Below are 15,489 nucleotides of genomic sequence, written 5' to 3'. Positions count from 1 at the left end.
ACGTCGTCCATCTCCAGAACGGCGGCGGCGCCGTTGCGGCTAGTCATCAGCCTGCGCTTCGCTTGAGCTCAGTCCAAAGAAGCGCTCGAAGAATGCGCCGAGCTTGGTTAGGACGCGCTGCTTCTTCTCGCCATGGCCACCTCCGGCAGCGAAGCGACTAACGGGCGGAAGCACTTTGGTGATGGCCGTGCCAGTCGACTGAATAGCGCCATCGCGGAAGGCAGTCTCGACAAACTTGCGCGTTTCCTCTGGCTTGAGACCCTCTTCATCAATGATTCGATTGAGCTCCTCGGCCTTCTTGGAAGCGACGTATTCGCGCCACTCTTCGTCAATTTCGCCAGTGGCTGAGATTGAGTCGACGAAGTCCTCGATGAGGTCTTTCTTGTTGCGGAGGCTCGGGCTGGCGTCGACAGCCCGGCTGATCTCGGCACGGATCTCCTTGTCTTCGCCGTCACCGTGCGCGTCGCGGTACTTCTGCACGAGCATCAGGATGTAATCGACGTTGATTTCGACTTGCTTGATGAGCTCGATCTCGAAGACGACATCGTCGATGATCGACTCTTTGTCGGCATCCTTGTCCTTCCGGAACTCCGCGTAGAGGTCGAGGTAGACACTGCGGTAGTCCTGCGCCTGGCGATCGGTCAGGATTTCGTTGCCAACGAATTCATCGAACGAAACGAGGATGTTCTGCAGCCTCAGGATTTGGCCGAACAGCGCGATGAACTCCTTCTGTGCGCTCTGACCAACAATTTGCGTACCCAGCGGGAACTGCTGCAGCAGTTCAGTGACCTTCTCGGTGTACTCGGTGTAATAGTCCGCGTACGGCTTGAGCAACACGATGCCGCCGGCGTCTTTGTTGCCGAACAGCGCGATGGCGTCGTTGGTCTCTTCCTCAAGGTCACGGAAGCTGATGATGTTGCCATAAGTCTTGACCGAGTTCAGGATTCGGTTGGTGCGCGAGTACGCCTGGATGAGGCCGTGGGCACGCAGGTTCTTGTCGACCCACAGCGTGTTGAGCGTCGTGGCGTCAAAACCAGTTAGAAACATGTTGACCACGATGACTACGTCGATCTCGCGGTTCTTCAGCCGTAGTGACAGATCTTTGTAGTAGTTCTGAAACTTGTCCGAGGAAGTATCGAAGCTCGTGCCGTAGAGGTCGTTATAGTCCTGAATCGCGTCCTCGAGGAAGTCACGGGCGGACGAACTGAGCTGGTCGGTTTCGAACTCTTCCTCATCAAGTGCGCCGTCCTCGACCGCTTCGTTGGAGGCGTAGGAGTAGATCAACCCGACCTTGAGGCGCTTATCCGGCGACAACTCTTCCTGTTGGATGGCGAACTGGTTGTAGTGCATGCGCGCGGCCTCAATCGAGGCGGTCGCGAAGAGGGCATTGAAGCCACGCACGCGTCGCTCACCGAGCGAATAGCTCTCTTGGCGTCTCGTCTTCTGGTCGAAGTGCTCCAGCGTGTACTCGACGACCTGGCGGATGCGCTCTGGCGCCAGGAGCGCCCGCTCGGTGTCGATGGCCGAGACCTTTTCGTCGGCTACGTCCTCCGACATCTTTACGGTATTGACGTAGTCAATGCGGAACGGCAGGACGTTTTTGTCGTTAATGGCGTCGACGATGGTGTAGGTGTGTGCCGCCGTTGGATGCGGCTCAGGCGGACAGTTACGCGGATCACCGTGCCAGTAGCACCCGAACGCTTGAGGCGTTGTCCGTAGCTGCGCGTTGCCTCCAGTTCTTGCATTCACGGCGAAGATCGGCGTGCCGGTGAAACCGAAGAGGTTGTACCGCTTGAACGCCTTGGTGATCGCCGTGTGCATGTCGCCAAACTGCGAGCGGTGGCACTCGTCGAAGATGATCACGACGTGCCCGTTAAAGATCGCATGGTTCTTGTTCGCAGGCGCGTTGATGAAGGTCGCGAGCTTCTGGATGGTTGTGATGATGATCTTGGCGCTCGGATCTTCGAGTTGTTTTTTCAGCACGCGGGTCGATGTGTTGGAGTTCGCCGCGCCCTTCTCGAAGCGGTCGTACTCGCGCATAGTCTGGTAGTCGAGATCCTTTCGGTCGACCACAAAGAGCACCTTTTCGATGCTGGTGAGTTTCGAGGCGAGCTGGGCTGTCTTGAATGACGTCAGGGTCTTGCCCGAACCGGTGGTGTGCCAGATGTAGCCACCGGCGGACAAAGTTCCGAGTTGCTTGTAGTTGGTCGAGATGTCGATCCGTTGCAGGATGCGTTCGGTGGCAACGATCTGATACGGACGCATCACCAGGAGCATCCGGTCGGCGGTCAGCACACAGTACTCCGTCAGGATGCTGAGGAGCGTGTGCCGCGCGAAAAACGTCGTCGCAAAGGCAGTTAAGTCTTGAATCGGCTTGTTGGTGGCATCCGCCCACGATGACGTGAACTCGTACGAGTTGCTGGTCTTCTTTGCCTTCTTCGAGCCGGCCGCCTCGCTGATGTGCTGGCGACGGGTGGTGTTGCTGTAGTACTTCGTCAGAGTGCCGTTGCTGATGACGAAGAGCTGCACATAGTCGAATAGGCCGGATCCGGCCCAGAAACTGTCGCGCTGGTAGCGGTTTATCTGGTTGAAGGCCTCGCGAATGTCGACGCCGCGGCGCTTGAGCTCGATGTGCACCATCGGAAGGCCATTGACCAAAACCGTCACGTCATAGCGATTGGCGTGCTTGGCACCCTCACTCTGGCCGACTTCGTATTGGTTGATGATCTGGAGCTTGTTGTCGTGAATGTTCGTCTTATCGATGAGCTTGACGTTCTTAATCGAGCCGTCGTCGCGCGTGAGGAGCTGGACGTAGTCCTCCTGGACACGAACGGTCTTGTCCTCGATACCTTCGTTGGCACCGGCGATCTTCTCCGTGAAAAAGCGTTTCCACTCGGAGTCACTGAACGTGATGCCGTTCAACGCCTCAAGCTGGCTGCGCAGGTTCGCGATGAGATCCAGCTCGGTTTTGATCGGAAGGTACTCGTACTCTTGCGACCGCAAGATCTTGATGAACTCATTTTCGAGCTGGGTTTCGGACTGGTACTCCGTCGCGGCCTTGCCATCCGGTACGTACTCGGCGACGACCGTGCTTTGGTCACTGAAAGCAACTGGCTCATAATGCTTTACGTCACTCATGTCAGCAGCTCCTCGAATGTGAGCAGACGGTCGCGGTAGTACTCGTACTGCTTACGACGAGCATTTATCTCAGCGCCCAGGCCACCCGACGAGTCGCTTACGAGAGCATCGAACTTGTCGAGGATGTCGACAACCCTTTTCTGCTCTTCGAGTGACGGCACGGGTATCTCGATCTTCGCAAGGCTTTCGCCGGAAAGCCGATTCACCTTAGCCCGCGCGACATACTTGTTCTTCTGCCCATGAAAATCAGCTGTCTGTGCGAAGTAAGAGACGTACTTCGGGTTCAGCTCACTCCGGAACAAGAACGTATCGTCGTGAATTGCCACAAGCGCGTCGCCAAGCCAGGCAACAGCCTTTGCAACATCTTCGACGGTCTCGCCGACAGCCGCAAACACAACATCGCCAGACTGGGCGTAGCGAAGTTGGTCGGCGAGTTCATTCCGCACGTGCGAGATGACCGAGTCGGTGGCAACCCCGTAGTGCGTATAAATCTCGCCGTAGTGGATGCTCGGGATGCCGACGTTGACGACGTCATCTTTAGTAAATCGCCGCCCTCTGATGAACTGACCAACATCACCTAGCGGGTGCCGCTCAACGCCGGTCGCGTTCGAGAAGCGAAAAAGAGAATCGCGGTAATAGACGTATTGGCGTCGGCGTGCCTGTAGTTCAGCCTCTAGTTTCACACCTAGAGAACCGAAGAGGTCTAGCACATCGCTAATCGCTCCCTGCACCTCAAGAGGCGGTACTGGAAGAGCAACAGCCTTGACGATGTCAGCATTAAGGTTCTGAACCGTACCTAAGCCCGCCCGACGGCCGAACTCCTTCTGTATCCGCGGCGATCCCAGCAAGTGATACAAGAAGTCGGGCAGGAACGACTCACTGAAGTCACTGATCGCGAGCCAACCGTCGTGAATGCAGCCCTCAATCTTCGAGATGTAGGGACGTCCGAAACTCATCGAATTGGATAGCACGAAGTCGCCGGGATACACACGACGCGACTTCACAGCACCGTCGCCGGTTATCCGTTGCGCGGTCCTGGTGATGTACTTGCCACCAGCTGGAACATCGCCAATTTTGATCCAGGGAACACCGTTTTCGTCATCTGTGATGAACTTCTGGATCGGTCGCGGCGACGCACCTCGAACTACAGTTGCGATGTCCCCAACCACCTTGTATGGAACGCCGTCGGGGCACAGTTGCTCGCTTAGGTCGCCGATGCGGCTCAAGATGCACTCTCCAGCTCTGCAACGGTTGCGTCGAGCCGCTCCCTAATCTCGGCTTGGCGCGCGACGATCTCGGCTATTTCGGCGTTTAGCACGGTGATGTCGATAGCTTCGCCAGAGTTCTCCTTCTCGACATAGGACGTTGGTGTGAGCTTGTAATCGTTATCGGCGATTTCGTTGCTTGGTACGAGCCGAGCGAAGTGGTCTACATCCTCACGCATCGTGAAAGCATCAATGACGTGCTGTTGGTGGTCTGGCAGGAGCTTGTTCTTGTTGCCGAAGCGTTTACAGTCATGCGATCCGTCGATGAAAAGCACAGCAGTGTCCTTCTTCGACTTCTTGAGCACCAAGATGCAGGTCTGGATCGTTGTGCCGAAGAACAGATCTGGAGGGAGCTGAACTACCGTGTCGACGTAGTTGTTGTCGACGAGGTACTTGCGGATCTTCTGCTCCGCACCGCCACGGAAGAGTGCTCCCGGGAACTGAACTATCGCCGCCGTTCCGTTCACGGCTAACCAGCTAAGCATGTGCATGGTGAACGCCAAGTCGGCCTTGCTTTTTGGGGCGAGTATGCCAGCGGGCGCGAAGCGCTGGTCGTTGATGAGTAGCGGGTTGCTGTCCCCGGCCCATCTAATCGAGTAAGGAGGATTGGACACGATCGCCTCGAAGGGCTCATCATCCCAGTGCTGCGGGTCGGTCAACGTGTCGGCGTGCGCGATGTCGAATTTTTCGAAGTTGACGTCGTGCAAAAACATGTTGATGCGTGCCAGGTTGTAGGTGGTCAGGTTGATCTCCTGGCCGAAAAAGCCTCGGCGCACGTTGTCTTTACCAAGCACCTTGGCGAATTTCAGCAGCAACGAGCCCGATCCACAGGCTGGGTCGTACACCTTGTTGACCGACTTCTTACCAACTACCGTGATGCGAGCCAGCAGCTCCGAAACCTCCTGCGGTGTAAAGAACTCACCACCGGACTTGCCGGCGCTCGACGCGTACATGGTCATGAGGTACTCGTAGGCGTCGCCGAACGAGTCGATGGCGTGGTCACTGAAGTCACCGAGGTTCAGATCGCCAATAGCGTCGAGCAGCTTCACGAGCCTCTCGTTGCGCCTGGCAACGGTGCTGCCGAGCTTCGCGCTGTTGACGTCGAGGTCGTCGAAGAGGCCCTTGAGATCGTCCTCGCTGTCGGCACCGACGGCCGAACCTTCGATATTCTTGAAGACCTTCTGAAGCGTCTCGTTCAGGTTCTCGTCCTTGCCGGCGCGCTTGCGGACGTTGGCGAACAGCTCGGATGGCAGGATGTAGAAGCCCTTTTCCTTGACTGTCTCTTCGCGGCCGAACTCCGCGTCTGCGTCGCCGAGCGCGGCATAGTCGAAGTCGGGTTGTCCGGCTGCACGCTCCTGCTCGTTGAGGTACGCGGTGAGGTTCTCGGAGATAAAGCGGTAGAAGAGCATGCCGAGCACGTAGCTCTTGAAGTCCCAGCCGTCCACGCTGCCGCGGAGCTCGTTAGCGATGCGCCATATCGTCTTGTGGAGCTCGGCGCGCTGAGCCTCCTTTGTTGCAGGAGCCGCTACCATCACACGACCCTCGTGCTGAGGTTGGCGGGGGAGGCGGTCGTCGGTTCTCTCATGTTCAAGTGAATCCCCTTGCCGTAGGACCGCGTTATTGCTAATCGTTTTCAATTATGGCTGGAGCAGACACTATTCTCGCAGGTCAAAGCGATTAGGAGCTTTGGCGGAACAGCGCAGATAGAAGCCTATGTTGATAGTGCGACAAGTATCGGGATTTCGACACGGCTTTCAAGCTGTGAGTTGCTATGCCGAAGCGTTGCCGCGCGGCCGGGTGCGGCTAGCGGCTATTGAGCTCTTGAGCTCTTGAGCTCTTGAGCGGCATCACTTGTTAGGCGGAGACGGGCGGGGCCAGAATCCGCGATCAACGGAGGATGTGTCCTTGGCCAGCGGCATGACTGCCACCGCCTTGAAAGGAACCGCTCTAAGGCCGAGGCGGCAATGCCGACAACCACCCATCCGAAAGCAGCTCAAGCAGTTGCCCATCCGGATCGCGGATCATCGCCATCGCGCCGTTGACCGTCCCCTCGACCACCGTTCCCCCGAACTCCTCGACCTTCTCCAACGCACTGCTGAGATCGGACACCGAAAACGAGATATGCGTCAGCCCAACCTGATCCATGACGCGTTCCGACCCGGCGTGAACCTGACGCCTTGAGTAGTCCATGAGTTCGAGCACAAAACCGTCGCGCACCAGATAGGTCGCGTGCACCCCGAGCGGCTCGGGAAGCTGCACCAGCTTGGACGTAGGGCCGTCGGGCGGATCGAGCTCCCACCAGAACTGAAAGCCGAGCACATTCTCGTAGAACCGCCGCGACCGCTCGCGATCGGAGACGCACAATCCGACGTGGTTGAAGGTCGTCCGGTGACTACTCATCGTGGCCTTTCTCGGCGGAACCCGGCGCGTAATAATGCAAAGATAGTGTAAAAAGCAGCCAGGTCGCGGTGGAGGACAAACCAAATGACAACCCGTCCCGACGTCGCCGAAGACGCCATCGTCGACTTCGACCATCACTCCGACGCGTTCAACCTCAATGAACTGGCCATCAACAAAGATCTGAGAAGCAAGTGCCCCGTCGCTTGGAACGAGAACTACGGCGGCTTCTGGTTCCTCAGCAGCTACGACGCGGTGAGCCGCACGGCCAGAGACGGCGACACCTTCGCCCACAAGTACGAACCCAACTCCGAAGACGGCGTCGACTACCAGGGCGAGATGGGCGTCCCGCGTCCCGAAGGCCAGCCGGCCCTGGGCATCGGCGAGGTCGACGGCCCCTACCACCAGGCCCTACGCCACGCGCTGGCGCCGTTCTTCTCCCCCGGCGCCGTCCAGAAACTCAAGCCCTTCATGGAACACAAGGCGCATGAGTTCCTCGACCAGAAAATCGAAGACGGCCGCATGGACCTCGTCCTCGATTACGCCAGCCCGGTCCCCGCCATCCTCACCATGAAGCTGATGGGTCTGCCCCTCGACAACTGGCACCTGTACGCCCATCTCTTTCACTCCGTCATGGCCGTCCCGCAGGACAGCCCGGAGTACCTGGACGCCATCGGCAAAGTCCCGAAGATGATGGAAGAGGTCCTCGAATACGCGGCCAGCAGACGGGCCAAACCGGAAGACGACCTGACCAGCTTCCTCCTCCAGTTCGAGTTCGATGGCCACCGCCTCACCGACGAACAGCTGCTCAACATCCTCTGGAACTTGATCGGCGGCGGCGTCGACACCACTACCTCCCAGACCGCGCTGACGCTCCATCACCTGGGAACGCACCCACACCTGAGACAACAACTCATCGACTACCCCGAGCTCTACCGCACCGCCACCGACGAATTCCTGCGCTACTTCTCCGTCAACCAAACCCTCAGCCGCACAGTCACTCACGATGTCGAGCTAAACGGCCAACGCCTGAGAAAGAACGACAGAGTCGTCATCAGCTGGCTCTCGGCCAACCACGACGAAAAGGAATTCCCCCAGCCCGACGAGATCATCCTCGACCGCGCGCCCAACCGGCACGTCGCATTCGGGCTCGGCCCGCACCGCTGCATCGGCTCGCACCTCGCCCGGCTGATGGCCGAAGTCATGGTCAGGGCCGTGCTCGACCGCATCCCCGACTACCGAGTCGACGTCGACAACGTCGACCAATATCTCGGCAACCCCAGCATGGCCGGGCTCGCCAATCTGCCGGTCACCTTCACCCCCGGAGCCAAGCGAGGCTAGATGCCCGCCAACCCGATCACGCAACTACTCGGGCCGTTCACCCGCACCGGCGGCTTCTACGCCCGCTCCTGGGGCACCTACCTGGATCGCGAACCCGACGAGCTACCGGTGGCCCGGCCCACCATCGCGCTCGCGGCGCAGGCATTCCGCGACGAGATCCTGCTGAGCGGCTTCAGCATGCTCCGCCGGGCCCCCGACGCACAAACACTCGAACGCATCGACAGGGAAGTGCTTGCCGCACAAGAGTTCTACGGCGAAAAGGGCTGGCTCGACAATCCCGAGGGCTTCTTCGCCCCGCCCCCACCCCTGACCGACGTCACGGTCAAGCGCGTGAGCAGCATGGGACGCAACTACGAGCGGCTGTCCTTCGACAGCGACTACGAACCCCACGACGGCGAACCCGGCCGGGAACGGTGGCGCACCTACACCGGCAACTACCGCGAATACGCCCTGATGTTCCGGCACCGCCGCCCGCGGCCCTGGCTGATCTGCATCCACGGCGCCGAGATGGGCCGCGCCGCGCTCGACCCGATGCTGTTCCACGCCTGGCACCTGTACCGGGATCTCGACCTGAACGTCGTTCTCCCCGTGCTTCCTTTGCACGGCCCAAGAGCGAGCGGACCAAAGTTCCCCAGCGAGAACGTGCTCGACGACGTCCACGGCGCCGCCCAAGCGGTCTGGGACATCCGGCGGCTAATCGCCTGGATTCGCGCCCAGCAGTCCGACGCGGCGATCGGGGTCAACGGCATCTCCCTCGGCGGGTTGATCTCGTCGCTCGTCGCCAGCCTCGACGACGGCCTCACCTGCGCCATCCTGGGGGTGCCGGCCGTCGACCTGGTGAACCTGGTCGGCCGCCACGCCGGCCTCAGCGGCCATGCCGCGCTAGGCCACACCATGAACGCGGCCAAGCCCCTCGGCCGGATGATCTCGCCGCTGGCCTTGACCCCGCGCGTGCCGCAAAAGGGCCGCTTCATCTATGCCGGCCTCGCCGACCGGCTGGTACACCCGCGCGACCAGGTCACCCGGCTTTGGGAGCACTGGGGCAAGCCCGAAATCCAGTGGTACCCAGGCGGCCACACCGGATTCTTCCGCTCGCGGCCGGTGCAGCGCTTCATCGACGACGCGCTCGTGCAGTCGGGCCTGGCCGCAAAGCGATGACGGCGTCCACCTCGCCGGTCGATTGCCTTGCCGGGTAAGGGAATACGGCCGGGTGGTGTTCGCGGCACCTGCAAGCTAGCCGGCCTGGAGATCGGCAGCCGGCCGGCGTGATCACGACGCCGTCGCGTACTGCAGCACCGGCTCGGACGAATCGACGTGGCTGCCGCTGATGATCCGGAGCCGACTCGGCCGCACCTCATAGACGACGCCGTCAACCGGGTTGGTCACGTCGAACCCATCCCCGACCCGCTCGGCATTGGACAGCTCGATGTGGGCGCCGTCGCTGATCCGCTCGCCGCGGTAGTAGTAACTGCCGCTGAGGTTTTGGCACACTACGGCCAGCGACTTGGCGGTCCGCACGACGGCGGCCGGCGGATTACCCGGGTCACAGCGGGCGGTCTCGCCGACGAAACCTAACCCGTCGGCGCCGCGCACCGGAGCCGACAACGTCGGCGTCTTCGGCGGCGGCGGGCTGGACGGCGCCGGCGATGGCGCCTGAGCCGTCCGAGGCGGCGGCGAACCATGGTCGACAAGCGCCGACACCAGCGCCACGATCAGCCCGACGACCACCAGCGCCACCGCCGCCCCGGCCGCCACCAGCGGCGCGCGGCCACCCAAACGAGGCGGTCGTGGCGAAGGCGGGGTTGCCACAACCGGATACGGACTGAAGCCGGTGTCATCCGGGTTCGGGTGGATCGCCTCGAACGGACGAGTGCCAAGAGGCCCCGCGCTAGCACCGACCGTGACCCGCTCGTAGGCCGCGTTCACGGCCTCGCTCGCCGCCCGGGCGAGTTCACCCGCGGAGGCGAACCGCTCCGTGCGCTGTTTGGCCATGCCGACGGCGATGACGTCGTCGAAGGCCCGGCCCACGCCACGGCGCATGATGCTGGGTCGCGGCGCCGGCGAGAGCAGGTGGGCGCTCCTCAGCTCGGCCGGGTCGGACGCCTCGAACGGAGGCTGACCGGTCAGGCACTCGTAGAGCAGGCACGCCAGGGAGTACACGTCGGTCTGCGGCCCGACCCGGCCGGTGGTGAAGCGCTCGGGCGCCATATACACCCGCGACGGGTCGCCGTGCCCGAGACCGAAGTCGACGAGATACGCGAAGTGGTCCCGGGTCAGCAGCACGTTTTCGGGCCGAACAGCCAAATGCACCAGCCCGGCGGCGTGCGAGGCGTCCAGCGCCCGCGCCACCTGCGCGGCGATCGACGCGGCGCGCGACGCTTCCAGTGGCCCCCGCTCGCGCAGCAGATTCCTGAGGCTGCCGCCGTCGACCAGCTGCATGTCGACATAACAAACCCCGTTGATCGAACCGAAGTCGTGCACCGGGATGACATGCGGCTCCTCCAACCGCGCGGCAACACCGCAGTCCTGTCGAAAGCGTTGCTGGAAGCCGGGTTCCGCGGCGATGTCGGCGGATACCAGCTTGACCGCGACCGTCCGGTCCCTAACCGTGTCGTGCGCGCGGTAGACCTCGCCCGTCACACCCGCTCCGATCAGCGATCGCAGCTCGTAGGGCCCGAGCCGGGTGCCAAGCCGCGCGGTCAATGGGGCAGTCCTTTCGTTAGGTCGTAAAGGTCCAACCGTGCGGGTTCCCGAATCGGGCGCCGACCTAACGTGCGGCGGCTCACGCGTGCGGCGGCACCGGACACCAGAATAGGCCGCAGGTGAAGTTGGGTGTTCCGGCTGGCGGCGGCTGCGGGGTGGCATTGATCGGACCGTCCGGCCACCCGTAGACGGCACCGGTGTCGGCGTCGACGACGCCGCGGTAGTCGTAGTAATAAAGGTGACGGTTGAACTACTGTCAGCCTTTCAATGACTCGGCCACTTTTTCGCCGTCGGGTGTCAATTGGAACCAGACCGCCAAATCCCACAGCGTGGGCTCGTCGTAGTGGCCGACGAAAAGATCGCGAAGGCGCTCCATGGCGGCATCGATCGAGAGATCCCAAGGCACCACTCGTTCATCAGAAGCGCCGAGTATGTCGCCGATCTTCATGAGGCCGTCGTCGAGCAGGGATCGAATCGTGCGCAGCACCAAGTTTTGCTCGTCCTCGACGGTATCGGCGAGGCGATGACGTCTCATGATGGATGTGACCTGCGCCATCGGGATACACATTGCCTGCCCGTCGAGCAGCAGCTCCTTTCGCAGGAATTCTTCGGCGTTAATTTCCGGCTTGTTGTGCCCTAGATGCCGGTCATCGGGCTGAGTCATGTTGTCTCCATTGTCACAGCTGGTAGCCGCCGACCTCGGTCGTCATCCGCGTGGCCCTTCGAATTCTTCGGGGATTTCGCCTAGCAACGGCCACTTGTGGTCCAAGGTGTGCGGGATAAGGGTGAGGACCTGTAGCGGGCGAATTAGGTGGCAGCCCGCCGAACCCACTTTCGACCATGCCAGGGGACGGGCACTGCTTCTCGCAACGCATCTTTCAAATCAGCCGCCGTGCCCGCCTTTGTGCTTAGGGCCCCCGTGACCGGGTGGACCCGGCGGGGGCGCCGGCTGCGGGGTGCTGCTGCTCGGTGTGGTGGTGGCGGTGGTCGTCGGGGGCGGCGCCGGCGTGGTCGTCGTCGTCGTGGGCGCCGGGGGTGGCGCCGAGAACGGCGGATCGATGGCGAACAACAGGAGCGCCAGCGCGAACGCGGCAGCGATCGCCGCGATCCACCATTTGCGCCGGGGACTGTCTGGCTCCAGCCGCGCGGGCGTGTAGGTCAGCACGGCTGGCGGCGGCGCCTCCATCACCCGGGTGCCGGTGGGCATCGCCGGGTGCGCGGCGCCGGCCAGCGTGGCTCGCATTGCGGCGGCCTGGTCGAACCGCCACTTGGGGTCGCGCGCCATGGCCCGTTCGATCGCGGCGGCGAGGTTGGGCGGCACATCCGGGCGTAGCGCGGCCAGCGGCGGCGGCGTCTCGTGCAGGATCGCGTGCGCCAGCGCGCCCAGGTCCTCCTGCGGGAACGGCCGCCGCCCGGTCAGCGCCTCGTAGCCCACCACGCCGACGGCGTACAGGTCGTCGACCACCGTGCCCGGCTTGGACGTCAGCCGCTCCGGGCTCAGGTAGGCCATGCTGCCGACGACCTCGCCCGCCCGGGTGTAGGCGGCGCCGGACGTCTTGGCGATGCCGAAGTCGGCGAGCTTGGGTTCACCCGCGGCGGTGAACAAGATGTTGCCGGGCTTGACGTCTCGGTGCAGGATGCCGGCGCTGTGCGCCTCGGTCAGGGCGTCCAGGACGCCGTCGAGCACGGCGTACACGAAGGACACCGGCAGCGGCCCGCGGGCGATGTGGTCGGCCAGCGTCACGCCGGGTAACCGCTCCATGACGATGAACGGCAGCCCGTAATGGTCACCGACGTCGTGGACCACCACGACGTGCCGCCCGGTCAGCCGCGCGGCGAGACGCCCCTCCGTGTCGAACCGCGAGCGGTTGTCCGGCCGCTCGGCCACGCCGGGATAGAGCAGCTTGATGGCGACGGGCCGGTTCAGCTTGCGGTCCCACCCGTCGCGTACCTCGGCCATCGCCCCGCGGCCCAGGACACCGCGCAGCTCGTACCGACCGTCGCCAAGGAGACCGCCTGGCACCAGGAGCACTCCGTTACTGCCCTGGCCGCGGTAGGACTGAGTTCCTTGGAGGTCCGTGTCGATCTCCTGTCGGAAAGCTGACTGCCCTGCTGGTTCCGGATAGCCACCCAGTCCCGAATCGAAACCCGCTGCTCAACGGGCGTTAATCAGCGGCTTTTGGACCGCTCCCGCATACTCTCCGACGAAGCCGTTCCTCAGCCACCACCGGGGCTCGGTGTGCTCGAAGATCTCCTCGCCTAGGGCGCGGGTGCGCACCGATTTCTTGACGGGGAACGGGTTCATCCCCGACTTGTATTCGACCCCGACCATGGCGGGGGCGTGCGGCCGGCCTCGCCGGGGCAGCAGCTCGAAACCGGTCTGCGCAAGCATGGCGTTCAACTCGGCGGGGCGAGGGAATCGCCGGAAGTCGTGGTTGGTCTTGCGCAGACCGAACACGAACAGCGGCCCGACGGTCACGAAACACAGCCAGGTGCACACGTTGCGGTCCGGTGCGACGTAGAACATCCGGCCGCCCGGCCGCAGCGCGCGAAAGACGCTGTCCATCAGGCGGCGGTGTTCGGTGCAGTGGTCGAGCACCCCGTGCTGGTAGACCAGGTCGAATCGATTGGTCCCCAACACCTCCGGGTCACGCGCGTCGCCGACGACGAAGCTCACCCCGTCCGTGTCGGCGAACCGCTTGCGGGCCGCGTCGATCGATTTATAGTCGACGTCGACGCCCACGATGTCCCATTGGCCCAACTCCGGATAGCGTTTGAGCAATCCCTCGATCGCCCCACCACGGCCGCACCCGATCACCGCCATCCTCGGGCGCCGACCGTCGACGGACGGAAGGTAGTCGCGGAGGAATTCCCATGCGGCGTAGTCGATTTCGCCGACAAGGTCGGCGGTGAAGCGCCACTGTTCGCTGACCTCGGCGTTGGAGAAGTAGCGCACGCCGCGCTCGATCGTGCCGTTGCTGATCCGCATCAGCGCGCGGTCGATCACCGAGTAGCGGTACTCGGGCTCGCCTGTTGCGTCGTTGGCCCGTTCGCGGTCGAGGAACTCGAAGAAGCGTCGCTCTTCGGGTTCGATCGGCGGCTCCCACGACGGGGCGTCCCCGAGCACGCGTTCCCGGATCCACGAGTCGATCACGCGGCTGTACACGACCGTGTCGAACAGCATGAGCTGATGCCCGCCGCCGGGCATGATGAAGAAATCCTTGGTCCCGCCGATCCGCTCGAAGCATGCCCGGCAGTGCTCGGGGCCGACGATCTCGTCGTGCTGCCCGCAGGTGATCAGGACGGGTTTGGTGTTGGCGGCGGCGGGTTTTGGCGGCACGTAGTTGAACACCGAGTGGTAGCTCTTGAGCCCGTACCGCCAGACGTAGAACGGGTCTTTCTTCCTCGTGTCCAGCAGCCCGGGGTCTTCCTGGTAGGCGGCCCTGAAGTCGATGACCCGTCTTAATGGGACCTGCAGCCGATCACCGAGCTTGTCCGCCGCCCACTTCGCCGGGCGCGACCGGAACAACCGGATCGCCGGGCTCATCGGGATCTCGTCGTTCAGCAGGATGTTCATGCACACGCCGGCCGTCACGGCCGGGCACGCGTCGAGCGCGTGGAACGCGACTTCCCCGCCCTGGCTCGCGCCGTGCACGACGATGGGGAGGGACGTGCGCAGCGCCGCGTAATCGGTGACGGCCCTGGTGTCTTCGAGGAAGTCCTCGAAGCTGAACACCCCCGGCTCGCCCTCGGTGCGGCCGTGCCCGGTCAGGTCGAACGAATAGACCGCCGCCCGGTAATTGCGCCGCACGTGCTCGGCGAACGCGTCGTAACTCTCGCTGTTGCCGGCGGTGCCGTGCACCAGCACCAAGACGTAGTCGGCGGTGGGATTGTCGTAGCGGCGCACGAAGATTCGCTTGCCCCCGGATCCGGTCACGGTGTCTTCGACCATCGGTTGCTCGGTGAGGTTCGTGGTCATCGCCCTGGTTCCAATCCTGCGGTGATGCGGGCCGCGAGCAGTTGGGCGAACACGTCGAAGTCGCGGCGAAAGGCCGACGTGTCGGAAACGAACGGCCGCTGCATCGACATGCCCAGCAGCACGGTCTCGAAGAGGCGCACCGACTCGTCGATCAGGCGCTGCGGCACGCCGTCGCCGGCGATGCGGCGAAACGCCTCGCCGAGCTGCCGCCGCTGTTTATCGCGATAGTCGACATACGCGGTCCGCAGGAACTCGTTGTGGTTGGCCGCCGCGGCGAACTCCACCATGAACGTGACCGCGTCGATGTTGTCGATGAATAGGGCGTACATCAGGCCGGCCGCCCCGGTCAGACCCTCCCGCACCGACGTCCGGTGCGGCAGTCGGGTCGCCGCCGTCGCGAACATGCGTTTGGCCATGTCGTCGATCGCGGCCTGGAAGAGCTTTTCCTTGGTCTCGAAGTGGTAGTGCAGCAGCGTCTGCGAGACGCCGGCCTTCGTCGAGATCAGCTTCATCGAGGACTTTTCGTAGCCGTACGCGCAGAAGCACTGGATCGTCGTCTGCAGGATGCGCTGCCGCGCGTCGCCGGCGGGCAACTCGGAGCTGGACACCGCCGCGGTCATCCGCCCACGATACTGTCTGATCGATCAGTCAGGCAAGGTAGGCTGT

Annotated in this window: 11 protein-coding genes; 2 read left to right on the top strand and 9 right to left on the bottom strand. The window is 62.8% G+C overall.

The window, feature by feature from the left end:
- Positions 1–39 precede the first annotated feature (39 nt).
- The 4 genes from BRW65_RS22055 to BRW65_RS22040 form a co-directional block, all read right to left on the bottom strand.
- Positions 40–3,138 carry a type I restriction endonuclease subunit R gene (locus tag BRW65_RS22055; protein WP_073878260.1) on the bottom strand — a complete coding sequence of 1,033 codons (3,099 nt, stop codon included), beginning with the start codon at positions 3,136–3,138 and terminating at the stop codon, positions 40–42.
- Positions 3,135–4,364 carry a restriction endonuclease subunit S gene (locus tag BRW65_RS22050; RefSeq protein ID WP_073878258.1) on the bottom strand — a complete coding sequence of 410 codons (1,230 nt, stop codon included), beginning with the start codon at positions 4,362–4,364 and terminating at the stop codon, positions 3,135–3,137. Before BRW65_RS22050 ends, BRW65_RS22055 begins: the two co-directional genes overlap by 4 nt.
- On the bottom strand, positions 4,361–5,935 hold the full coding sequence (locus BRW65_RS22045) for a type I restriction-modification system subunit M (RefSeq protein WP_073878257.1): 1,575 nt from the start codon (positions 5,933–5,935) through the stop codon (positions 4,361–4,363). Before BRW65_RS22045 ends, BRW65_RS22050 begins: the two co-directional genes overlap by 4 nt.
- Before the next feature lie 415 nt (positions 5,936–6,350).
- Complete coding sequence (locus BRW65_RS22040) at positions 6,351–6,803, bottom strand: VOC family protein (protein WP_073878255.1); 453 nt, start codon at positions 6,801–6,803, stop codon at positions 6,351–6,353.
- A gap of 84 nt (positions 6,804–6,887) precedes the next feature.
- Between BRW65_RS22040 and BRW65_RS22035 the strand changes: the two genes are divergently transcribed.
- Both BRW65_RS22035 and BRW65_RS22030 read left to right on the top strand, forming a co-directional pair.
- A complete protein-coding gene (locus BRW65_RS22035; RefSeq protein WP_073878253.1) occupies positions 6,888–8,141 on the top strand; it encodes a cytochrome P450 in 1,254 nt (417 codons plus the stop codon).
- The gene (locus tag BRW65_RS22030; RefSeq protein WP_073878251.1) at positions 8,142–9,299 is read left to right on the top strand and encodes an alpha/beta hydrolase family protein; all 1,158 of its coding nucleotides are present in this window, start codon (positions 8,142–8,144) and stop codon (positions 9,297–9,299) included.
- A 111-nt stretch (positions 9,300–9,410) separates the two neighbouring features.
- Here the strand turns inward: BRW65_RS22030 and BRW65_RS22025 are convergent, their stop codons facing one another.
- From BRW65_RS22025 to BRW65_RS22005, 5 genes are all read right to left on the bottom strand, one after another.
- Entirely contained in the window at positions 9,411–10,844 is a 1,434-nt protein-coding gene (locus tag BRW65_RS22025) for a serine/threonine-protein kinase (RefSeq protein ID WP_073878249.1), read from the bottom strand.
- A gap of 256 nt (positions 10,845–11,100) precedes the next feature.
- The gene (locus BRW65_RS22020) at positions 11,101–11,508 is read right to left on the bottom strand and encodes a hypothetical protein (RefSeq protein WP_073878247.1); all 408 of its coding nucleotides are present in this window, start codon (positions 11,506–11,508) and stop codon (positions 11,101–11,103) included.
- A 219-nt stretch (positions 11,509–11,727) separates the two neighbouring features.
- On the bottom strand, positions 11,728–12,867 hold the full coding sequence (locus BRW65_RS22015) for a serine/threonine-protein kinase (RefSeq protein ID WP_244168166.1): 1,140 nt from the start codon (positions 12,865–12,867) through the stop codon (positions 11,728–11,730).
- Positions 12,868–12,999: 132 nt separating this feature from the next.
- Positions 13,000–14,823 carry an alpha/beta fold hydrolase gene (locus BRW65_RS22010; RefSeq protein WP_073878243.1) on the bottom strand — a complete coding sequence of 608 codons (1,824 nt, stop codon included), beginning with the start codon at positions 14,821–14,823 and terminating at the stop codon, positions 13,000–13,002.
- Positions 14,820–15,443 carry a TetR/AcrR family transcriptional regulator gene (locus tag BRW65_RS22005; protein ID WP_073878242.1) on the bottom strand — a complete coding sequence of 208 codons (624 nt, stop codon included), beginning with the start codon at positions 15,441–15,443 and terminating at the stop codon, positions 14,820–14,822. Before BRW65_RS22005 ends, BRW65_RS22010 begins: the two co-directional genes overlap by 4 nt.
- Positions 15,444–15,489 lie beyond the last annotated feature (46 nt).

Origin of the sequence: Mycobacterium paraffinicum (assembly GCF_001907675.1) — a bacterium.
In the GTDB taxonomy this organism is placed as follows: Bacteria; Actinomycetota; Actinomycetes; order Mycobacteriales; family Mycobacteriaceae; genus Mycobacterium; species Mycobacterium paraffinicum_A.
This window is presented reverse-complemented; position numbering and strand designations above follow the sequence as displayed.

Excerpts from the sequence above, each read along its gene's own strand:
- BRW65_RS22055 (WP_073878260.1), bottom strand. The coding sequence starts at position 3,138 with ATGAGTGACGTAAAGCATTATGAGCCAGTTGCTTTCAGTGACCAAAGC.
- BRW65_RS22045 (WP_073878257.1), bottom strand. The coding sequence starts at position 5,935 with ATGGTAGCGGCTCCTGCAACAAAGGAGGCTCAGCGCGCCGAGCTCCAC.
- BRW65_RS22040 (WP_073878255.1), bottom strand. The coding sequence starts at position 6,803 with ATGAGTAGTCACCGGACGACCTTCAACCACGTCGGATTGTGCGTCTCC.
- BRW65_RS22035 (WP_073878253.1), top strand. The coding sequence starts at position 6,888 with ATGACAACCCGTCCCGACGTCGCCGAAGACGCCATCGTCGACTTCGAC.
- BRW65_RS22030 (WP_073878251.1), top strand. The coding sequence starts at position 8,142 with ATGCCCGCCAACCCGATCACGCAACTACTCGGGCCGTTCACCCGCACC.
- BRW65_RS22020 (WP_073878247.1), bottom strand. The coding sequence starts at position 11,508 with ATGACTCAGCCCGATGACCGGCATCTAGGGCACAACAAGCCGGAAATT.
- BRW65_RS22010 (WP_073878243.1), bottom strand. The coding sequence starts at position 14,823 with ATGACCACGAACCTCACCGAGCAACCGATGGTCGAAGACACCGTGACC.
- BRW65_RS22005 (WP_073878242.1), bottom strand. The coding sequence starts at position 15,443 with ATGACCGCGGCGGTGTCCAGCTCCGAGTTGCCCGCCGGCGACGCGCGG.